At 69.0% G+C, this 20,175-nt stretch carries 18 protein-coding genes and 3 pseudogenes; 17 read left to right on the top strand and 4 right to left on the bottom strand.

Annotation, left to right across the window (positions count from 1 at the left end; genetic code table 11):
• Positions 1 to 63: 63 nt before the first annotated feature.
• From OG972_RS47915 to OG972_RS47950, 8 genes and pseudogenes are all read left to right on the top strand, one after another.
• Complete coding sequence (locus OG972_RS47915) at positions 64 to 960, top strand: carbohydrate ABC transporter permease (RefSeq protein ID WP_266993361.1); 897 nt, start codon at positions 64 to 66, stop codon at positions 958 to 960.
• Between the two features lie 50 nt (positions 961 to 1,010).
• A complete protein-coding gene (locus OG972_RS47920; protein ID WP_266993363.1) occupies positions 1,011 to 1,907 on the top strand; it encodes a carbohydrate ABC transporter permease in 897 nt (298 codons plus the stop codon).
• A gap of 24 nt (positions 1,908 to 1,931) precedes the next feature.
• On the top strand, positions 1,932 to 2,945 hold the full coding sequence (locus OG972_RS47925; RefSeq protein WP_266993365.1) for a hydroxyacid dehydrogenase: 1,014 nt from the start codon (positions 1,932 to 1,934) through the stop codon (positions 2,943 to 2,945).
• A gap of 118 nt (positions 2,946 to 3,063) precedes the next feature.
• Positions 3,064 to 5,079 carry a PQQ-binding-like beta-propeller repeat protein gene (locus OG972_RS47930; protein ID WP_266993367.1) on the top strand — a complete coding sequence of 672 codons (2,016 nt, stop codon included), beginning with the start codon at positions 3,064 to 3,066 and terminating at the stop codon, positions 5,077 to 5,079.
• Between the two features lie 14 nt (positions 5,080 to 5,093).
• Entirely contained in the window at positions 5,094 to 5,933 is an 840-nt protein-coding gene (locus tag OG972_RS47935) for a heparin lyase I family protein (RefSeq protein WP_266993369.1), read from the top strand.
• Between the two features lie 126 nt (positions 5,934 to 6,059).
• A complete protein-coding gene (locus tag OG972_RS47940) occupies positions 6,060 to 6,992 on the top strand; it encodes an ROK family protein (RefSeq protein WP_266993371.1) in 933 nt (310 codons plus the stop codon).
• 109 nt (positions 6,993 to 7,101) lie between these two features.
• Positions 7,102 to 8,197, top strand: a pseudogene (locus OG972_RS47945) (integrase core domain-containing protein).
• A gap of 291 nt (positions 8,198 to 8,488) precedes the next feature.
• Positions 8,489 to 9,571, top strand: coding sequence for a zinc-binding dehydrogenase (locus tag OG972_RS47950; protein WP_266993373.1), 1,083 nt, complete (start codon positions 8,489 to 8,491; stop codon positions 9,569 to 9,571).
• A 284-nt stretch (positions 9,572 to 9,855) separates the two neighbouring features.
• Here the strand turns inward: OG972_RS47950 and OG972_RS47955 are convergent, their stop codons facing one another.
• Complete coding sequence (locus tag OG972_RS47955; RefSeq protein WP_266993375.1) at positions 9,856 to 10,584, bottom strand: GntR family transcriptional regulator; 729 nt, start codon at positions 10,582 to 10,584, stop codon at positions 9,856 to 9,858.
• A gap of 149 nt (positions 10,585 to 10,733) precedes the next feature.
• Between OG972_RS47955 and OG972_RS47960 the strand changes: the two genes are divergently transcribed.
• The 7 genes from OG972_RS47960 (at position 10,734) to OG972_RS47990 (ending at position 16,894) form a co-directional block, all read left to right on the top strand.
• Entirely contained in the window at positions 10,734 to 12,794 is a 2,061-nt protein-coding gene (locus OG972_RS47960) for an alkaline phosphatase (protein WP_266993378.1), read from the top strand.
• A gap of 150 nt (positions 12,795 to 12,944) precedes the next feature.
• Complete coding sequence (locus tag OG972_RS47965; protein WP_266993380.1) at positions 12,945 to 13,844, top strand: phosphate/phosphite/phosphonate ABC transporter substrate-binding protein; 900 nt, start codon at positions 12,945 to 12,947, stop codon at positions 13,842 to 13,844.
• Entirely contained in the window at positions 13,844 to 14,557 is a 714-nt protein-coding gene (locus OG972_RS47970; RefSeq protein ID WP_266993382.1) for a phosphonate ABC transporter ATP-binding protein, read from the top strand. Before OG972_RS47965 ends, OG972_RS47970 begins: the two co-directional genes overlap by 1 nt.
• Positions 14,554 to 15,372, top strand: a complete 819-nt coding sequence (phnE, locus tag OG972_RS47975) for a phosphonate ABC transporter, permease protein PhnE (protein ID WP_266993384.1) — start codon at positions 14,554 to 14,556, stop codon at positions 15,370 to 15,372. The genes OG972_RS47970 and phnE overlap by 4 nt, the downstream gene beginning before the upstream one ends.
• An 11-nt stretch (positions 15,373 to 15,383) precedes the next feature.
• A complete protein-coding gene (locus OG972_RS47980; protein ID WP_266993386.1) occupies positions 15,384 to 16,037 on the top strand; it encodes a phosphonatase-like hydrolase in 654 nt (217 codons plus the stop codon).
• The gene (locus OG972_RS47985) at positions 16,037 to 16,432 is read left to right on the top strand and encodes an ATP-binding protein (RefSeq protein WP_323136004.1); all 396 of its coding nucleotides are present in this window, start codon (positions 16,037 to 16,039) and stop codon (positions 16,430 to 16,432) included. Before OG972_RS47980 ends, OG972_RS47985 begins: the two co-directional genes overlap by 1 nt.
• A 51-nt stretch (positions 16,433 to 16,483) precedes the next feature.
• Positions 16,484 to 16,894, top strand: coding sequence for an HIT family protein (locus OG972_RS47990; RefSeq protein WP_266993388.1), 411 nt, complete (start codon positions 16,484 to 16,486; stop codon positions 16,892 to 16,894).
• 70 nt (positions 16,895 to 16,964) lie between these two features.
• Here OG972_RS47990 and OG972_RS49490 read toward each other — a convergent pair whose 3' ends face one another.
• Both OG972_RS49490 and OG972_RS48000 read right to left on the bottom strand, forming a co-directional pair.
• Positions 16,965 to 17,099: a helix-turn-helix domain-containing protein gene (locus OG972_RS49490; RefSeq protein ID WP_323136012.1), complete on the bottom strand. Its 135-nt coding sequence runs from the start codon at positions 17,097 to 17,099 to the stop codon at positions 16,965 to 16,967.
• A 213-nt stretch (positions 17,100 to 17,312) separates the two neighbouring features.
• The gene (locus OG972_RS48000; protein WP_266993391.1) at positions 17,313 to 17,525 is read right to left on the bottom strand and encodes a hypothetical protein; all 213 of its coding nucleotides are present in this window, start codon (positions 17,523 to 17,525) and stop codon (positions 17,313 to 17,315) included.
• Positions 17,526 to 18,030: 505 nt separating this feature from the next.
• On the opposite strand from OG972_RS48000, the pseudogene OG972_RS48005 reads away from it, so the two are divergent.
• Positions 18,031 to 18,702: pseudogene (locus tag OG972_RS48005) on the top strand (IS110 family transposase); the annotation flags it as partial.
• Between the two features lie 20 nt (positions 18,703 to 18,722).
• Positions 18,723 to 19,496 (top strand): annotated as a pseudogene (locus OG972_RS48010) (IS5 family transposase); the annotation flags it as partial.
• 249 nt (positions 19,497 to 19,745) lie between these two features.
• Here the strand turns inward: OG972_RS48010 and OG972_RS48015 are convergent.
• Positions 19,746 to 19,934 carry a hypothetical protein gene (locus tag OG972_RS48015; RefSeq protein ID WP_266993392.1) on the bottom strand — a complete coding sequence of 63 codons (189 nt, stop codon included), beginning with the start codon at positions 19,932 to 19,934 and terminating at the stop codon, positions 19,746 to 19,748.
• Between the last annotated feature and the right edge of the window lie 241 nt (positions 19,935 to 20,175).

Raw genomic sequence — 20,175 nt, forward strand, 5'->3', positions numbered from 1 at the left:
GGGGCTGGTATCCGGACCCCTTCCGCTCCTGCCCGACCCACGTCCCTCCCAAGGAAGGCCGGTATGGCAAGCCCATCCGCCCGAGGACAGCGCCGGACAGCCGCGCTGCTCCTGTCACCGTTCTTCGGCCTGTTCGCGGCCGTCACCCTCGCCCCACTGCTCTACGCGGCATGGCTGAGCCTTTTCACCACCCGCACCTCCGGCCTCGGGTTCGGCGGCACCGAAAACATCTTCGCAGGGCTGAGCAACTACGCCCGCGCGCTGTCCGACGAGGCGTTCCGCGACGGGTTCCTCGTCATCGCCGCGTACTGCGCGATCTACATCCCTGTGATGATCGGCGGTGCGCTGGTCCTCGCCCTGCTCCTCGACTCGGGTCTGGCCAAGGCGCGTTCCTTCTTCCAGCTGGCGCTGTTCCTGCCGCACGCCGTGCCGGGGCTGATCGCCGCGCTGATCTGGGTGTACCTCTACACCCCCGGCCTGAGCCCCGTGATCGACCTACTGCGGTCCGGCGGCATCAGCGTCAACTTCCTGTCGGTCGACAACGCCGTGTTCTCCGCGGCCAACATCGCCGTGTGGGAATGGATGGGCTACAACATGGTCATCTTCTACGCCGCCCTGCAGGCCGTGCCCCGCGAGGCCCTGGACGCGGCGAAGGTCGACGGCGCCGGCGCCGTGCGGACGGCGCTGTCCATCAAGGTTCCGATGATCCGCCCCGCGGTGGCGCTCGCCGTCCTGTTCACCGTCATCGGATCGATCCAGCTCTTCACCGAGCCGAAGGTCATCTACAACGCGTCCAGTGCGATCGGCAGCAGCTGGACCCCCAACATGTACGTCCAGACGGCCGCCTTCCAGAACAACGACTTCGGCCTGGCAGCAGCCGCTTCGCTGCTGATCGCCCTGTTCGCCGCCGTGCTGTCGTTTGCCGTCACCCGGTTCTCACGCCGCGGGAGCAAGCCGTGACCACCTTCTCCACACTTTCCCCCGCTGCTTCCGCGCCCGAGGCGACGCCTGTGACCAGTCCTGCCCCGCGCCCCCGCCAACAACGGCGCGTCGCGAAGCCGCCGTCGGTTCTGCTGTCCAAGGCCGGGGTCACCGCACTGCTGGCGCTCGCCACTCTCTATACCCTGCTACCGCTGACCTGGCTGCTGTTGTCCTCCACCAAGAGCCGCGAGGACCTGTTCGGCACGAACGGCTTCGCGCTCGGCGAGGAGATCCACCTCGTCGACAACCTTGGGCACCTGTTCACGGCCGACGGCGGCGTCTACCTGCGCTGGGTGATGAACACGGTGCTGTACGCGGGTGTCGGGGCGCTCCTGGCGGCGGTGTTCAGCGTCGCGGCCGGCTACGCGTTCGACAAGCTCGCGTTTCCGGGCAAGGAGCGGCTGTTCTCGCTCGTGCTGCTGGGCGTGATGGTGCCCGGCACGGCGATGGCGATCCCGCTGTATCTGCTCGCTGCGAAAGCTGGCCTGGTGAACACGTTCTGGGGCGTGTTCGTCCCCGGACTGGTCTTCCCGTTCGGCGTGTACCTGGCGCGTGTCTTCAGTGCTTCCTATGTGCCGGACGAGGTCCTGGAAGCGGCCCGGATGGACGGGGCCGGCGAGTTCCGGGCCTTCTGCCGCGTCGCGTTCCCGATGCTCGCGCCCGGTTTCGTGACCATCTTCCTCTTCCAGTTCACGCAGATCTGGAACAGCTTCTTCCTGCCCCTGGTGATGCTGTCGGACCAGGACCTCTATCCGGTCAACCTCGGGCTGTACGTGTGGTACTCGTCCGCGCTCTCCCAAGGTCACCCCGAGGACTACCTGCTGGCCGTCGTCGGCTCGCTGGTGGCCGTGGCCCCGCTGATCGCTGTTTTCCTGATGCTGCAGCGGTTCTGGAAGTCCGGCATGACCGCCGGCGCCGTCAAGTAGGCAGTCACCGTGAGGAATTCTCCCATGCGCCCCACCCCGACCAACCGTCCCCGTGCCCTGTTCGCGATGGGCCGACGGCACCGGGACGCGCTGTTCCCACCCGCAGAGATCCAGTGTCTGACGGCGTACGTAGACATCGACCCGGACCACGTGGCGGAGGACTTCGCCCACGAGCCGGCCCTGGAGGACGTGGAAGTCCTGATCACCTCGTGGGGCTGTCCCGTCATCGACGAGGACGTGCTGGCGCGCGCACCAGCCCTGAAGGCGATCGTGCACGCCGCGGGCAGTGTCAAGCACCATGTGACACAGGCGTGCTGGGACCGCGGCCTGATGGTGTCCTCCGCCGCCGCGGCCAACGCCGTCCCCGTCGCCGAGTACACCGTCGCCGCGATCCTCTTCGCCAACAAGCGGGTCCTGGACATCGGCGGCCTGTACCGCGAGCACCGTTCCCCTCTCGACTGGTCCCGGCACTTCCCCGGGTTCGGCAACTACCGGCGAACCGTGGGCCTGGTCGGAGCCTCCCTCGTCGGCCGCAAGGTACTCGAACTTCTGCGGCCCTACGATCTCGACCTGCTGCTGGCCGACCCCTACATCGACGCGGCGCAGGCCGCGGCGCTGGGCGCACGGCACGTGGGTCTCGACGAGCTGGTCGGCGGCTCGGACGTCGTCTCGCTGCACGCACCGGCGCTGCCCGAGACCCGCCACCTGCTGGACGCGCGCAGGCTGTCACTGATGCGTGACGGCGCCACGCTCGTCAACACGGCACGGGGGTCCCTCGTCGACACCGAGGCCCTCACCGCCGAAGCCGCGACCGGACGCATCCACGCGGTCATCGACGTCACCGAACCGGAGGTGCTGCCCGCGACGTCACCGCTCTACTTCCTGCCGAACGTCCTTCTCACCCCGCACATCGCCGGCTCGCTGGGCGGAGAACTCCACCGGATCACCAGCAGCGCCCTCGACGAGGTCGAGCGCTACTGCTCCAGAAGACCGTTCGCACACGCCGTCCATCACGCCGCCCTCGCAACGTCGGCCTGACGCGTCCGGCCCCGGATTCCGCCGATCGGGCACCCGGTCGACCCCTGCCGTGCGCTCCGCCCACGGCGCTTACTCCTCCCCGCTCCGTGTCCCGCACAACGACCCAAGGAGTCCCCCCATGCAGCACTCTCCATCGATGGGCAGGCGCCAGCTGCTCAAGGCCGGCGGCGCCCTCGGGCTCGCCGCAGCCGCGGCCCCGCTCCTCACCGCACCGGCGCAGGCCGAGACGCCCCGGCCCGGCACCACCATCACCGACCTGGGCCCAGCCATCGAGCAGTTCGCGCTCATGAGCGGGATCCGGGTCGGCGACACCGTCTACATCGGCTCCCGCAACCTCACTCCGACCCGGCTGATCGCCTTCCACCTGCCGACCCGCAAGGTGGTGTCCCAGACCGACCTGGGCACGGGACACTCGGTTCAGGCCCTTGCCGCGGATCCCACCGGCAGGTACCTGTACGCCGGCATCCTGACCAAGGCCGACGAGGGCAAGCCGAACCTCTTCCGCTGGGACCTGACCACTCCGGACAAGCCCGCCGTGGGCGTCGGCCGGACCGAGGACCGCGACATCCGCGAGCTCGCCGTCGCCCCGGACGGCACCGTGTACGCCGTGGGCGGCGTGCCGGGGAAGGCGCCCGCGCTGTGGATGTACGACCCGGGCACCGGCGCGGTGACCAATCTCGGCATCCCCGACCCGAAGGCCACCCTGGCCAGGGCCGTCGCCGCCACGGACACGACCGTCTTCTTCGGAGCCGGCAGCATCCTGGCCGGTGGAGACGGGGCGAGCAAGGCATCGCTGTACGCGTACGACCGGGCGGCGGGCACCTTCACCAACGTCACGCCGACGGAGATGGAGAAGGACCCCAGCTTGCGCGAACTCGCCGTCTTCGGCGATCGCCTCGTCGTCAGCACCTCGGGATCGACCGAGCCCGCCAAGCTCGCGGTGATGGACCTGGCCGACCTCGCCTCGTACACCGTGGCGCCCAGCGACGGCAAGGTGGTCAAGAACATGACGGCGAACGGCGACCTGATCTACTTCGCCACCGATTCCGGTCTGCACTCCTACTCGATGGCGAACAAGGCTGTCGCCCCGCTCGCGTTCGACGGGCCCGATCTCGGCGAGATATGGGGCCTGGACTACGCCGACGGCGCACTGACCGTCGTCTCGGGCTACGGCTTCGTCGGCGAAATCGACATAGCCGCCGCAACGTCGGTCATCACCGAACTCGGTCCGGCTGGCGCGCCCGTCAGTCCTCAGACCAGCATGGGAATCGCCGCCGACCACCGGTACGTCTACGTCGGCGGCAACAACGTCATCGCACGCCACGACCTGAGCACCGGCAAGGTGGTCAACCTCCGGGCGCCCGGCGAGGCGAAGGACATCGAGGTGCTGAACGGGGTGCTCTACACCGGCCAGTACAGCTCGCAGGGCATGTGGACGTACAACCCCTCGGCCGACGAGCAGCCCCACCAGCTCGCGGAATTCCCGAGCGAACAGAACCGTCCGCTCGACGTCTGCTACGACGCGGTCAACCGGCTCCTGCTCGTCGGCGCGCAGTCCGACACCGAGGGCGGCGGCTCCCTGTGGACCTACTCGCCGAAGACGGGCAAGAAGTCCGCCTTCATCAATCCGGTCGACGAGCTCCAGCTGGTGCGTGCGGTCGCCTCCCGGGAGGGCGTCGCGTACCTCGGCGGCGACAACCCCACCACGCAGGGGCCGCGTGGCACGGTCGTCGCCTTCGACCCGGTCGCCGGGCGGGAGCTGTGGCGCATCGATCTTCCCCTGGACACCGGCGTGGCCGCGCTGGCGGTCCACGGCGGTCACCTGTACGGACTCACGAGGAAGGGCGGCTTCTTCGTCGTCGACCTGCGGATCCGCCGGGTGATCCACACCGCCGATCACCGCGCCATCTGCCCCGGCTTCGCGGCCATGGTCACCAGCCGAGGCGTCGTCTACGGCGTCTCCGACACCACCCTCTTCCGCTTCGACCCCAAGACCTTCGCCGTCAGCACCGTGGTGCCTCAGATCAACGGCGCCTGGTACAGCGGTGCGCACCTGAACGCCGACGCAGACGGCCGCCTCTACACGATGCGCGGCCACAACCTCGTCCGCATCGACGACAGGCCGGTGATCTGACCATGAAGAAGTCAATGAGACGGTCCGCCATCGCCGCGGTGATCGCGGGGACGCTGACCGTCGCCGGCCTGACCACCGCGGAGGCGGGGCAGGACAGCAGAAGCCGATTTGCGAAGGGCCAGTCCCGAAACTCCTCGATCCTGCTGGACATCGACTACCGGGACGGCAGCCTGAATTCCGGCATTCCGGACCTGACCACGACGCATGCGACGGCGGAGGACGCGTCGTACGTCGTCGAGTCCGGGGCTGACCACGCCATCGCCCACAAGGTGACACTCGGCGATCCCGGTTACGTCTCTGACGGAGCCCCGCGCAGCGAGAGCGCCACCAACAATGTCCCCGAGGGGAGGATCCATGTTGGTGACGAGCACCGGTACGAGTTCAGCGTCCTTCTGAAGGACTGGGAGACCTACGAACCGGGGGACTCGGAAACCGGCGACATCATCTTCCAGGGGAAGCACGCCGGCGGAAACCTTCCGTCCTTCTACATCATGACCAAGCGGAGCAGCATCGCCTTCCGGTCGCCGACCCTCAACCTCCAGTCCACTGTGGTCGACGACTTCCGCCCGTACCTCGGTGAGTGGATGCGCTTCCGCGTGGACGTGAAGTGGACGGACGACAGCACCGGCTACTACAGGGTCTCCGCCCGGATGCCCGGGGAATCGGAGTACACACTGCGGCAGACGTACGAGAACGTGCAGACGTTCCACCCCGTGAATCCGACGGACTTCGGCTATCTCAAGTGGGGCCTCTACCGCCCCAGCGAGACGCTCGAAAAGGGAGACGTTCCGACGCGCATCATCTTCCACGACGACATCCGGATCCTGGATCTCTCAGCCGGCGACGAGTCCTGACAGCTCCTGAGCGAGCCGCGCCCCGCTGCCAGTCGTCGTCCGGCGGCCGGGGCGCAGCCCGGCGGCTGTCGCCGAGGAAGTACCAGTGGGCTGAACCTGTGTGATGTCACGCGTGAGAGAGTTCCCATGAGACATGTCATCGCCCTCGATGTGGGCGGTACCGGAATGAAGGCGGCTCTGGTAGGGCTGGACGGGGCGCTGTTGTACGAGGCGCGGCAGGCCACCGGGCGCGAGCGCGGGCCCGATGCCGTCGTGGAGTCGATCCTCGGCTTCGCGGAGGATCTGCGTGCCTACGGGGAGAAGTACTTCGGCACGGCGGCGGAGGCCGCGGGCGTCGCCGTGCCCGGCATCGTCGCCGTAGAGCAGGGCGTCGCCGTCTACGCGGCCAACCTCGGCTGGCGTGACGTCCCGATGCGGGAGCTGCTGAGCCGCAGGCTCGCCGGGATCCCCGTCGCGCTCGGGCACGACGTCCGCACCGGCGGCCTCGCCGAGGGCCGCATCGGGGCGGGCCGCGGCACCGGCCGGTTCCTGTTCGTGTCGCTCGGCACCGGCATCGCCGGTGCGATCGGCATCGACGACGGCATCGAGTCCGGCGCCCATGGCTGCGCCGGAGAGATCGGCCACATCGTCGTACGCCCCGGCGGCCCCGCGTGCGGCTGCGGCCGACGTGGCTGTCTGGAGGCACTGGCATCCGCCGCCGCGGTCACTCGCGCCTGGGCCGCCGCGAGCGGCGACCCCGCCGCCGACGCCGCCGACTGCGCCAACGCCGTCGAGGCGGGCGACGAGGCCGCGACCGGGGTGTGGCAGGCGGCGGTCGACGCCCTCGCCGACGGCCTGGTCACCGCGCTCACACTCCTGGATCCCCGCACACTGATCATCGGCGGCGGCCTCGCCGAGGCCGGAGAAACCCTGTTCACACCCCTACGGGCGGCTGTGGAGCAACGCATCACGTTCCACAAGCTCCCCGCGATCGTTCCGGCGGCCCTCGGGGACACCGCCGGATGCCTGGGCGCAGGGCTGCTCGCCAGAGACCTGCTCACCGTGGAGGTAGCCGTCTGAAGGCCGTCGGAGCCGTTCGCTTCACGAGGAGTGTGCGTGCCGAGAATCTCGTCCGCGCAGGTCATCCCGCTTGCGGCCGTTGCCAGTTGCCACGGCATGATGACCACTCGTGCTCCTGCGTCTCGCTTATCTGAGCGTGTCGAATGCCTTCGCCGCGCTCTGGCTGCTCCCGATGAGCGACCGCGCCAAGGACGTCGAGATCCTGGCCCTACGCCACCAGATCACGGTCCTTGAGCGGCAACTCGGCCCCCAAAGGGTGAGGTTTGCCCCCGAGGACCGGGCCTTCCTCGCCGCGCTCCTGGCACCGCTGCCGCGCCAGGTGCTGCGTCGTCTCCGGCTTCTGGCACGTCCGGACACGGTGCTGCGGCGGCACCACACCCTGGTGAAGCGGCGGCACGCCCGCATCCGCCGCCCCAAGCGGCCCGGACGGCCGCGCACCGTCCGCTCGATCCGGGCGCTGGTCCTGCGCCTGGCCCGCGAGAACAGCGGCTGGGGCTACCGCCGTATCCACGGGGAACTGGCCGTGCTCGGCATCACGGTCGCCCCGTCCACCGTCTGGGAGATCCTCAAGGCCGAGGGCGTCGACCCGGCGCCGGAACGGACCGCCACCACCTGGGCCGGCTTCCTGCACTCCCAGGCCGACGCCCTGCCGGCCATGGACTTCATCGAAACCATCACCCTGACCGGGCAACGGCAGTACATCCTGGCCGTCATCGAGCACGCAACCCGCCGCATCCGCGTCCTGGGCACCACCGCGCCCCACCGCGGGCTGGGTCACCCAGGCGGTCAAGAACCTCGTCATGGACCTTGAGGACGTGGGCGCGCACGCCGCCTACCTGATCCGCGACCGCGACGCGAAGTACCCCGCCCTGATCGACAAGATCCTCGCCGACGCCCACATCCAGAGCGTGTTCACCGGCGTCCGCATGCCAAGGATGAACTCGATCATGGAGAGATGGGTACTCAGCCTCCGCCGCGAACTCCTCGACCGTACCCTCATCTGGAACGCTCCCCACCTGCGCCATGCCCTGAGCGAGTACGAGCAGTTCTACAACGAGCACCGCACCCACCGCTCCCTGCAGGCAGCCGCGCCGCTGCGCGCACTCCCCGAAACCATCACCGACCCCAAGCAGATCGCTCGCCTCGACATACGCCGACACGACCGCCTCGGCGGAGTGATCCACGAGTACCAACACACCGCTTGACCTGCACGGACGTAATTCTCGGCACGCACAGCGACGCCGAGTTCCCGTGCGTGCTGGCCCCTGCTGGCAGCCGCCGCTACGACGCGGCCGAGGATGGCCGCACGGTTACGCGAGGTGGCGCCGGCGGCGAGATGCATGACCGGTGTGCCCTCACCGGGTGTACTCCAGGCAAACATGTATCTACGATAGAGTTCAAACAGTGAGAAAACACACAAAGCTCCACGTCACAGAGTTGAACTTGTCAATATAAGTTGTTGCCTGCGTGATGGGCTCCGTGGCATGTTGGCAGTTGTGAAGTCTGTGACGATTCCGGAAGACGCTGTCGATGTCCGCTATGCCCGCTGGGAGGGGGTGGGGCGGCCGTTCTCGCTCGTGTCGGCCACGACGCCGCGCGCGCCCGGCCCCGGTGAGGTCCTGGTGCGGATCGACCTTGCGACCGTCTGCGGCAGTGATCTGCACACCGTCGGCGGGCGGCGGCCGTCCCCGGTGCCGGCCGTGCTGGGGCACGAGCAGGTCGGAACTGTTGTGGCGATAGGAGAAGGCGACCTGCGCTGTGCCAATGGCGAGCCGGTCGTGGCCGGCATGCGGGTGGTGTGGTCGGTCACCGCGTCGTGCGGCGACTGCGACCGGTGCCGGCGCGGGGTGCCGCAGAAGTGCCGGCGGCTGCGCAAGTACGGGCATGAACCGCTGGATGAGAGCGCCCCGCTGACGGGTGGGTTCGCCACGCACTGCGTGCTGCTGCCCGGCACGACCATCGTTGCGGTGCCCGACGGCGTGCCGGATGTCGTGGCCAGTCCGGCGTCCTGCGCCACGGCGACGGTGGCCGCAGCGCTCGCGGCGGCGGGGCCGCTGGGCGGGCGTCGGGTGCTGGTGGCGGGCGCGGGCATGCTGGGCGTGACGGCGGTGGCGATGGCCGCGCAGGCCGGAGCGCACGTGGTGGCGGTGGACCCTGAACCCGGGCGGCGAGCGCAGGCGGTGCGGTTCGGCGCCACGGAGGCCCTCGATGCCGGACAGGTGCCGGGCGAGGTCGATGTGGCGCTGGAGCTGTCCGGGCGGCCCGACGCGGTCACCGCGTGCCTGGCCGCGCTTGCGATAGGCGGCACGGCGGTGCTGGCCGGGTCGGTGTCGCCGGGGGAGGCGGTCGCGCTCGACCCCGAGTGGGTGGTGCGCGGACTGCACACGGTGGTCGGTGTGCACAACTACCGGGCCGCGGACCTCCAGACGGCGGTGGACTTCCTGGCCGCGCACCACCGCACCCACCCGTTCGCCGAACTGGTCGCCGGACCGTACGGGTTGGACCGGCTGGATGAGGCGGTTGAGGCGGCGCGCCTGGCTCTCGCACCCAGGCAGGCGGTCATACCTCAACTTCCCTAGGGCCGGTGCCGCTTGCGTCGGCTTGGGGCGCAGCCCGAAGGTGCTGCGGTATCGGGTCGACGGCTTTCGGGGAGCAGGACCAGGCGGGTTGTGGCGGATCCCGGAGAAACTCCTCGCTGTTGTGGGCCGGAAATCGCCTCGGCTCGCGGCCGCTGTCCGCCACCGCCGCCTCCGGCGGCCAACGAGCTGGCTCCGCAGGCGTGTTGACTGAGGTCCGCAGCCGGTACCGGTGGACGGCCGCGGGCCGGGATGCCGCCGACGGCCCGATGCATGAGAGGGCCTTTTCAGAGCATGGCGGTGCGGGAGCTGCGGGTGTTGGTCACTGTCACGGTGGCGATGTCGGAGCGGTAGCGGTCGTCGGACCATTCGATCGGTACGCCCTGGGAGTCGGTGGTCAGCCGCCGTTCGCGTAGCAGCGGGAACCCTTCGGGCACCTCGAGCAGCGCGGAGTCGGTGGCGTCGGCGGCGACGGCATCGAACGTGTGCCGGGCCGAATCCAGGTCCACACCCTGTTCGGTGAGCAGCGCGTAGATCGACCCGGCGTCAAGATTGGCGTCGATCAGCGGACGCCCGACCGAGGCGACATAGGTCATGCGCTCCAGCATCGCCGGGCGGCCGTCGAGCAGCCGCAGCCGGATCAACTGGACGGCGACATCGTCCGGGTCGATCTGGAGGGCGGCGGCGATCTCGGGCTCTGGGCGGCGTAGCGCGATCTCCTGGAGCCGCTGACCAGGTACGTATCCAGTTATCTCGGCGCGCCGGGTGAACGACAGGAACGCCTCGAACGGCTGGGCGGGCACGAGGTCGAGCACCATCGGCCGTTTGCCCTGTCCGCCGCCGATCATGCCCTCGTCCCGCAGCGCGGCGAGCGCTTGCCGGACGGGGCCGCGCGACGCGGAGAACTCCTGGCACAGCTGGGCTTCCGAGGGCAGCGCCTCGCCCACGCGGAGTGCTCCGCTGCGGATGCGCTGCCGCAGTTCGGCCGCGATGGACCGATGCAGGGGTGTTGCCATGCGCTTGACTTTACAGGTCCGCGCCAACGAGGCGGCTGATGGCAGCCAGAGCATGAACAAACAATGACTTGTAAATACAAGCTCTTGATCTGGGGTGCAGACGGCTGCGAGCGTTCCTCCCGTACCGCCCCAATCGAGGAGGACGAAACATGGTCAAGGACGGATTCGACAGACGACTGTTCCTGGTCAGCGGCGCCGCTGCCGCGCTGGCGGTTGCCGCGCCCCAGGTTGCTGCCGCCGCCGACACTCCGCTGCGTGCCGCCGTGCTGGAGTACACCGACCCGTGGACCAAGGCCACGGGCCTGGCCGAACTGCTGCGCCGGGCCGGAGTCACGGTTGTCCCGCTGGACCTTGCCCGTGCCGCGACTGACCAGGGCGATCCGGTGGACCTGATCGCGTTCGGCAGCTTCACCAACAACGACGCCCGCTACACCGACTACGTCACCGCCCACGCCGAATCGCTGCGCCAGTTCGTCGCCGAGGGCCGGGTGGTGCTGGACCTGGCGCAGTCTGATCAGTTCGGCGCGGCGGTGTCCTACCTGCCGGCGAGCCTGGGCGCGGTGCGCACCGACGCCGACTACGACACGATCCACCCCACCGTCACCGACCACCCGCTGGTGGCCGGACTGCGCACCAGCGGCGGGTTGCTGTTCACCGGACGCAACACCGCTACGCGGGTCAGCTGGGAGACGGTCGGGCAATGGCGGTCGATGCGGGTGCTGATGGCCTGCGCCGCCACCGGGTTCCCGCCCGCCCTGCTGGAGGGAGGGCACGGCGTCGGCCGGTTCCTCGTCTCCAGCCTGACCGTCGACAAGTGCTTCGACAGCACCGGCGCCGCGGTCCAGCCGGCCGCGGCCGTGGAGGACAGTGCTGCGTTCTTCGCCACCCTGGCGCGGTATGTGCGGATGGTACGCACCGGCGCCGCGCCCTCCGTGACGCCGACCCCGATGCCGCCCGAGCGGGCGGCCGGCCCGTTGGTCGGCCATGTCGAGCACGCCAGTGCACGGATATGGGCGCGGCCCGGGCTGGATCCCACCCAGTTCGCCGGCTGGCTGTGCACCTTCCGCACCACGCACGGAGCCGCGCGCACGGTCACTGCCGAGCTGTCCACCGCCAACGACAACACCCTCTTGTTCGACCTTTCCGATCTGCGCCCCGGCGCCACCTACGAGTACTCGATCACCCCGGCGCGCACCGCGCTCGGCTTCACCCCGCTGACCGGGTCGTTCACCACCGCGCCCCCGCCGGGCCGGCCGTCCGTTGTCACGATGGGGCTGGGCTCGTGCGCGCCCTCGACACCCAACAGCGTGTGGACACAGATCATGGACGAGGGCTGCGACAGCTTCGTCATGCTCGGCGACACCCCCTACGTGGACTCCTCCGACCTGGCCGTGGCGCGCCGCAAGCACCGCGAGTTCCTGGTGCAGCCCGAGCTCGCGGAGATGGTCCGCTCGATGCCCGTCTGGGGCACGTGGGACGACCACGACTTCGGCGGCAACGACACGCACGGCGACTTCAAGGGCAAGACGAACACCCGCACCGCGTTCGTCGACTACCGCGCCAACGCCACCTTCGGCCACGGCGCCGACGGCACGGGCCTGACCGCACGCGAGGATGGGCAGGGCGTCTACACCTCTTTCCGCCGCGGCCCGATCGAGGTCTTCCTGCTCGACCCGCGCTGGTTCAGCCGCACCGAACCCAGCTGGGCCGACCCGGCCAAGCCGACCTGCCTGGGCCGGGTGCAGTGGGACTGGCTGCGCGAGCGGCTGCTGGAGAGCACCGCCACGTTCAAGGCGCTGGCCACCGGGATGATCTGGGACGACAAGCAGAACGGTGAGTCCGACGACTGGGGCACCTACGCCCACGAGCGGGACGCGATCTTGGACTTCATCGCCGCCGAGCGCATCCCCGGCTGCTTCCTGATCGGCGGCGACATCCACGTCTCCCGCGCCCTGAACTATGGCCCGCGTGTCGGCTACGACCTGTGGCAGTTCATCGTCAGTCCACTGCACGGCAGCACCATCCCCAGCCTCAACGTGCCCAGCCCGCACCTGGTGCACAGCGCCGTCGAGCCACACGTGTTCCTGAAGCTGGTGGCCGACACCACCGTGAGCCCGGCCACGCTCACTGCCACCTGGATCAACCGTGACGGCAGGCGCGTGTTCGAGGTACAGCGCACGGCCGCCGAGATGGGCCACCACCCCGGATGAACAACGGGTGACTTGTAGATACAAGCTCTTGACCCGGGCCGGGTGCGGCTGACACCGTTCCCGTAGCCGGCCCAGCGTGAGCCCGCCCGCGCAAACCCCCTCCCTCTTTATTTTCCCTTCCTGCTCGCCCCCTTTTCCCGGAGTGCCCCTGTGTCCGTCCGTCGTCACGCCCTCGTCGGCACCCTCGCGGCTGCCCTCGCCCTCACCGCCTGCTCCGGCCCCACCGAGCCGCAATCCGCCACCTGCCCAGGTGGCAAGATCCGCTTCGGCGTCGAACCGTTCGAGGACCCCGCCCGGCTCACCCCTGCCGCCAAGGTCCTCGCCGACGCCCTCGGCGAAAGCCTGAACTGCCCGGTCGAACTGATCGTCACCGAGGACTACTCCGCCGAAGTACTCGCCATGGAAAACCGCAAGCTCGACATAGGCATCTTCGGCCCCCTCGGCTACGTGTTCGCCAGCAAGCGCGCCAACGCCGAGGCCGTCGCCTCCTTCGGCGACGCAGCCGAAAAGCTCTCCAGCTACACCGCCGGCATCTGGGTGCCCAAGAACTCCGACATCACCTCCATCAACCAGCTGCGCGATCACACCCTTGCGCTGTCCTCCGTCGGCTCCACCTCCGGTGACGCTCTGCCCCGCAAGGCACTCATTGACGCGGGCATGGCCAAGAACGACGTACGCATCAACTACGCCGGCGGCCACCCCGAAGCACTGCTCGCCCTGACCAACGGCGCCGTCGACGCAGCCGAGATCAACTCCCAGCAGCTGGCCAGCGCCACCGCCGCGGGCACCTTCGACCAGGCGAAGTACCGCCGGATCTGGTCCTCCGACCCCATCCCCAACGACCCGATCACCGTCCGCGGCGACCACTCCGCACAGTTCAAGACCGCCGTACGCGACGCCCTGCTCAAGCTCCCGCCGGCCAAGGTCGGCAAGATCGGCGAGCTGCTCGACATCAGCCCGCCCGGACCCCTGGTGGCCGTCGAGAAGTCCACCTACCAGCCGCTGTTCGACCTCGCCTCCGCGCTCAACCTCACCGAAAAGGACGTCTGATGCTCACGCTGTCCGACATCACGGTGCGGTACGGCGAACGGCAGGTACTGCACCGTGTGGATGTCACCGTCGCCCGGGGCGAACTGCTTGCCGTGCTCGGCGCCAACGGCTGCGGCAAGTCGACACTGCTGCGCGCCGCCGCCGGTCTGCAGCCGATGGAGGAGGGCAGTGTGACCGTCGACGGGAAAGGCCGCGGCCCGCTCGACATCGCCGTGGTCTTCCAGCACATCCACCTCGTTCGCCGGCGCACCGTCCTGGACAACGTGTGCGCCGGCGCACTCGGCCGCCTGCCGCTGCGAGCCTCGCTGGTGCCCGCACTGTTTTCCCGCGAACTGCGGGAGGAGGCGATGGCCTGCCTGGACCGGGTGGGCCTCGCCGACCGCGCCCACGACCGCGCCGGCAGCCTGTCGGGCGGACAGCAGCAACGCGTCGCCGTCGCCCGCGCCCTGTGCCAGCGGCCACGGGTCGTGCTCGCCGACGAACCGGTGTCCGCCCTGGACCCCGCGGCATCCGAGCAGGTGCTCGCCCTGCTCGCCGAACTCGCCCACGTCGAACAGCTCGCCGTACTCGCCGTACTGCACCAGCCCTCGCTCGCCGCCCGGCACGCCGACCGCATCGTCGGCCTGCGCGACGGCCGCGTCGTCCTCGACGGGCCACCCCACTCCAACGTCGATTCCCTGTACCAGCCGGCAGCCATGGAGGCCGTCTCATGACCATCGCCGACGGCGTCCGCCGACTCCCCGTGCCGTCCAAACCCCGCCGCCCGCGGACCCTGATCGCGGGCACGGTTATCACCACCGCCGTGGCGGCTGCGCACGTGATCGCCTGGAACGCCACTGAAGTCTCCTTCGGCGCGCTCGCCGAAGGCTGGCGCGGCATGGCCGACTTCCTCGCCGAAGCGATCCCGCCCAGCCTGACCTGGGACGTGCTCGAGCCCAGCCTGTCCGGCGCAGCGGTCACCTTGTGGATCGGCCTGCTGGGCACCACCTTGTCCGTGCCGTTCTCCCTCGTACTGGCCCTGCTCGCCGCACGTGGCACCGCCCCCTCGCCATGGGCCTACCAGACGGCGCGCTCCGTGCTGTCCTTCCTGCGGGCCGTACCCGACGTGGTCTTCGCCCTCATCTTCGTCACCGCCGTAGGCCTCGGCCCCTTCCCCGGCGTCCTCGCCCTGGTGTGCCACAACGTCGGCGTCATGGGCAAACTCTGGGCCGAAGCACTGGAAGACGCCGACCCCGGCCCCTCCCAGGCACTGCGCTCCGCAGGCGCCGGCCGCATCCAGACCGCCGCACACGCCCTGCTGCCCACCGTCACACCCCAGCTGGTCGGCCTGCTGATGTACCGCTTCGACGTCAACGTACGCTCCTCCCTCGTCCTCGGCCTGGTCGGCGCAGGCGGCATCGGCTTCCTGATCAACCAGTCCATCCGCCTGTTCAAGTTCGACGAAATGCTCACCCACATCCTCGTGGTCGTCGTCCTCATCGTGGCCGTGGACCGCCTGTCCGCCGCCGTCCGCCGCCGCCTGTCCTGAAAAGAGAAACCATGATCGCCCTGGCCGCATTCGACATCGCCGGAACCACCGTGGACGAGCAAAACGCCGTGTACCGCGTCCTCGCCGCCGTCGTGGCCGACCACGGCACACCAGCCCGCGACACCGACATCCGCCGCTGGATGGGCGCCGACAAACGCGAAGCACTCGCCGCCCTCACTGGCGACCCGGCCGCGGTGGAAGACCTGCACGCACAGTTCGTCACGCGCCTGCACCACGCCTACGCCACCACCCGCCCCACCCCCCTGCCCGGCATCCCCGAAACCCTCGCCGCACTACGCTCGGCAGGCGTCCGTGTTGCTCTCACCACTGGCTTCGACCGCCAGGTCACCGACCCGCTGCTGGAAGCCCTCGGCTGGCGCATCGGCGACCACCTCGACGCCGTAGTCTGCGCCTCCGAAGTACCTGCCGGCCGCCCCGAACCCCACATGATCCACCGCGCCATGGAACTCACCGGCGTCACCGACCCCACAACCGTCCTGGTCGCCGGCGACACCGCACTCGACATCCGCGCCGGCCACGCCGCCCGCGCCACAACCGTCATCGGCGTCCTCACCGGCGCCCAGACCCGCGACGAACTCGCAGCCGAAAACCCCACCCACATCCTCGACGGCGTCCACCAGATCCCAGCACTCCTCGGCATGTGATGGGGGACCTCAAGAGCCCGTCCTGGGTCCGCGACGGACGGCCACTGGTGCTGATCGGTGACTCGGGAACCGGCAGGTCGCACCTGCTGATCGGGGTGGGCACCGCGATCGCCGAGGCAGGCCTGACCGTCCGCTACACGACCACCTCCGCTCTGGTCAACGAACTCGCCGAAGCTGACGCCGCCCGTCGGCTGTCCTCGGTGATCGCCCGCTACAGCAAGGTCGATCTTCTCTGCCTGGACGAGTTCGGCTACCTCAATCTGGACAAGAAGGGCGCTCGGCTGCTGTTCCAGATCTTCACCGGACGTGAGGAGTACAAGGCCACGCGGTGGCCACGAACTCACCCTTCGCCAAAGCGCACTTGTTCCGGCGAACCCGTGCAAGGTGGCGGCTGAAGTTGCACGAGTTGATGCTGCGGAGGTGTACTGGATGCGATCATCGGGCGGGTGAGTAGCTGCATCTTCTGCCAGATCGTTGCCGGTCGGCTGCCGTCCTATCGCGTCCTGGAAGACGAGCACGCCGTGGCGTTCCTCGATATCGCGCCAGCCTCTCCAGGGCACACCCTGATCGTCCCGCGCGAGCACGTCCGCGACGTCTGGGAGATCTCCGAAGCCGCTCACGGGCATGTTGCTCGGATGGTGCATCGAATCGCTGCTTTGGTGACGGCGGCACTTGCTCCCGACGGTGTGAACATCGTCCACTCCACTGGCGAGGCCGCCGGGCAAGAGGTTTTCCATTTCCATGCCCATGTGGTGCCGCGCTGGCACGACGACGACCTGCGTCCGATGTGGAGTTCTCAGCCTGCCCCGGGCCAGGTGCTCGAACGGATCTTGGAACGGATCGCCGCGGTTCGGTGAGGTCGGGCTCAGTGCTTCTCCGTGGGCAGGGTCGCCTCGCGGTCCGGGTCGATATGGTCGGCGAGATAGATCAAGGTCGCCTCCGGGGCCGGGACTGGCGCGGCGACGGCACCAGGGCCTCGAACCCGGCCCGGCGCCACTCGCAGATCCACCGGTCCAGGGTCCACCGGGTGACCCTGGACCGGCCGGCCGTCCGGGTCGATATGCGTCATGGCCGCCAGTTCCCGCACCAGCGTGCCGCGCTGGCGTCGGGACAGCGTCGGGTCGGCCGCCTCCCTGATCAGCATGTAGCGGAACAGGCCGATCGCCTGAGCCCGCTCCAGCCGTGTCTGGTCTTCCTGACCTGGCATCTGACACCAGCCCTCTCACGCAGCGTGAACACATACGCGTGACGGTGACAGCTGGTGTCGGCGTGGCGTCAGAGTCGACTGGTGTTGATCGTTTCCGAGGGCCAGGACGGCGCCAGCAGTATCCCGCCGGAGACCGCGCAGGCCACCAGCCAGGGCGACACCTTGCCGACCCGCGGCCACCGGGCCGCGACCGACCACCACGCTCCGACGACCGCGCTAACCGCGTCGGCGAAGACCGTGCGGGCCAGCCCCGGAGGAGCTGGGTCAACCCCGGCATCCACCAGCACCACCGTGAAGAACCTCCGGACCCACTCCGCCCGGGAAGCGAACCTGCGCAGCCACCCACGAACCGTCTCAACCGGACGGCCCAGCCTCTCAGCGATCACCCGACAAACGAGTAGCGCTCACTCAAAGCGCCACGGCGTGTGCTGGCGAAAGCGCACCACCGTCGCAGCGCCCAGACAGAGGCACTGAGACCGACCGGCAAATGGTTGGCCGCTCGTCGACTGAGGGGCCCGGATGTGAGACAGGCACGGGCTTTGCGTGATCATGGAGTCCTACCTTTCTTGATGTGGGTCTGAACTGGTCATTCGTAAGATCGGCGGGGCCCAGGGGTTCCGGGTATGGCTGTCATGGAGTCGCCGCTGGATGGCTCAGAGAACTTGGCCGCCCGGAACCCCGCGACGACTCGACCGCTAATTGGGAGACGCGACGCGATCGCTTTGTAGGACAACGTCGGCGAGGTCGTCTGCTGGGTTGGTGTACGACGAGCTGACGGAGGTGGCTGTGCCCGAGATCTGGGCCGGAGTGGACATCGGCAAGGAACATCACCACTGCGTGGTGATCGACACCCAGGGCAAGCGACTGCTGTCGCGTCGGATTCTGAACGACGAGGCTGAACTGCTCCAGCTCATCGCTGACGTGCTGGAGCTGTCGCGGGGTGTGCTGTGGGCTGTGGACATCAACCACGGCGGGGCCGCGCTCCTGCTCGGTCTGCTGGTCAGCCACGACCAGCACGTCACCTACATCACCGGCCTGGCCATCCACCGTGCATCGGCCGGCTACCGGGGCCAGGCCAAGACCGACGCGAAGGACGCCTTCGTCATTGCTGACCAGGCCCGCATGCGCACCGACCTCGGTGTCCTGCGGCCCGGCGACGAGATATCGGTCGACCTGCGCACGCTGGTCACTCGCCGCACCGATCTGGTCTGCGACCGGACCCGGCAGATCAACCGACTGCGCGCCCAACTCTTGGAAATCTTCCCTGCGTTGGAACGTTCGTTGGACCCGACGAAGAAGGGGCCGGTCCTGCTGTTGACCGGCTACCAGGCCCCGGCCGCGATCCGTCGCGCAGGTGCCTCCCGGATCGCGACGTGGCTGAAGAACCGCAAGGTCCGCAACAGCGCGGCCCTGGCCCGGACCGTCGTGGAGGCCGCCGAGGCCCAGTTCTCTACGCTCAGTGATCACACGGAGGACCCGTGCCTGCGGTGCCATCTTGCCTGCTCGAACCCCTGTGGGACCAGTTCGCCGCGCTCCTGCCCGCGCGGGGGGCGTTCCTTGCGGACCACCCGCTGGGCTGTCACCGCCGCCGGGTCGCCGACCGGACCGTCTTCGAGCACATCGTGCTTGCGCTGGTCCACGGCTCCGGCTACGAGCGCATCTCCAGTCCCGGATGCTCCGACCGCACTATCCGACAGCATGTCAAAGAGTGGGCTGAGCTGGGGATATCCGAGAAGGTTCATGCCCTCGCCCTGGAAGCCTACGACCGCACGATCGGGCTGGGGCTGGCCGAGATCTCGGTTGACGGCTGCATCACCAAGGCCCCGTCCGGTGGCGAGAAGGCGGGGCGGTCACCGGTCGACCGGGGCAAGCAGGGACTGAAACGCTCGGTCGCCTCCGACGCCTGCGGCGTCCCGCTCGGCATCGTCTCCGACGGGGCCAACCGGCATGACTCGCCCATGCTCGGCCCGACCTTGGAGGCGGCCCGCACCCAGGCCGGCGCGATGCCCGAAGGCGTCAACGTCAACCTGGACCGCGGCGACGACAGCGCCAAGTCCCGTGTCCTGATAGCCGAGTTGGGCTTCACGGCCGAGATCGCCCGCAAGGGAGTCCCGGCACAGATCCAGGCCGGGAAACGCTGGGTGATCGAGCGCACGCACGCCTGGATGAACGACTACGGCAAGCTGCGACGCTGCACCGAGAAACGCGGTGAGGTCGTGGACTTCTACCTCTACCTCGCCGCCGCCCTCGTGAAGACGTGATCGGCTTGGCAGCCGTGACACCCATCCTTCGAACGGGAGGCCGCGATTTCGACATCGGCATGAGAAGAATTTCGCGGCGGTCACGCACCCGGCGGACAGCGAAACCGCACAGAGTCCGGTCGGGAGCAGCCTGAAAGGGCTGGAAGCTCCGGCAGGCGGACGGTGGCATCAGCTTGGGAAGCTGGGGCACCGGCCGCACCGGCGTCGTCGACCGCCCCGGAGAACGCACTGACCGTGCGCCTACCAGCAACGTCGGAATCGCGGCCAGATGCCGGATGGCCGGTCCTTGGCACTGCGCCCGCCGCCCGGATCGATGAACCCCACATCCGCCGGGGTGAGGGTGAAGAACCGGATCAACTCTTCCTTGTTGATCTCCGGATAGCCCCGCAGCTGCTCCAGCTCGTCATCCGAGAACACACGGGTCGCCACCGGCAGACCTCCACGCAGCGCATCGCCCACCTCACGTGGGCACCGTGCGCCATACCGTAGAGCCCTTGGCAGTGCACGGTCAGGAAAACGGTGCCAGTACGGAGCACCGCCACGGACAGTCCGTCGCATCAGACCAGGTCAGCGATATCCGTTGCTTTCTCGGCGATTACTACTAGGACCCCAGGCAGCCGCCATCGAGTCGGACCCGATGGCTCGGCGTCGAGCCCAACTGATTGATCCA

The sequence above is a fragment of the Streptomyces sp. NBC_01669 genome (genome assembly GCF_026339735.1).
GTDB lineage: Bacteria > Actinomycetota > Actinomycetes > Streptomycetales > Streptomycetaceae > Streptomyces > Streptomyces yanii.

Bases quoted from the DNA above. Each gene is read 5' to 3' on its own strand.
- OG972_RS47915 (WP_266993361.1), top strand. From the start codon at position 64: ATGGCAAGCCCATCCGCCCGAGGACAGCGCCGGACAGCCGCGCTGCTC.
- OG972_RS47925 (WP_266993365.1), top strand. From the start codon at position 1,932: ATGCGCCCCACCCCGACCAACCGTCCCCGTGCCCTGTTCGCGATGGGC.
- OG972_RS47930 (WP_266993367.1), top strand. From the start codon at position 3,064: ATGCAGCACTCTCCATCGATGGGCAGGCGCCAGCTGCTCAAGGCCGGC.
- OG972_RS47935 (WP_266993369.1), top strand. From the start codon at position 5,094: ATGAGACGGTCCGCCATCGCCGCGGTGATCGCGGGGACGCTGACCGTC.
- OG972_RS47940 (WP_266993371.1), top strand. From the start codon at position 6,060: ATGAGACATGTCATCGCCCTCGATGTGGGCGGTACCGGAATGAAGGCG.
- OG972_RS47955 (WP_266993375.1), bottom strand. From the start codon at position 10,584: ATGGCAACACCCCTGCATCGGTCCATCGCGGCCGAACTGCGGCAGCGC.
- OG972_RS47960 (WP_266993378.1), top strand. From the start codon at position 10,734: ATGGTCAAGGACGGATTCGACAGACGACTGTTCCTGGTCAGCGGCGCC.
- OG972_RS47970 (WP_266993382.1), top strand. From the start codon at position 13,844: ATGCTCACGCTGTCCGACATCACGGTGCGGTACGGCGAACGGCAGGTA.
- phnE (WP_266993384.1), top strand. From the start codon at position 14,554: ATGACCATCGCCGACGGCGTCCGCCGACTCCCCGTGCCGTCCAAACCC.
- OG972_RS47980 (WP_266993386.1), top strand. From the start codon at position 15,384: ATGATCGCCCTGGCCGCATTCGACATCGCCGGAACCACCGTGGACGAG.
- OG972_RS47985 (WP_323136004.1), top strand. From the start codon at position 16,037: ATGGGGGACCTCAAGAGCCCGTCCTGGGTCCGCGACGGACGGCCACTG.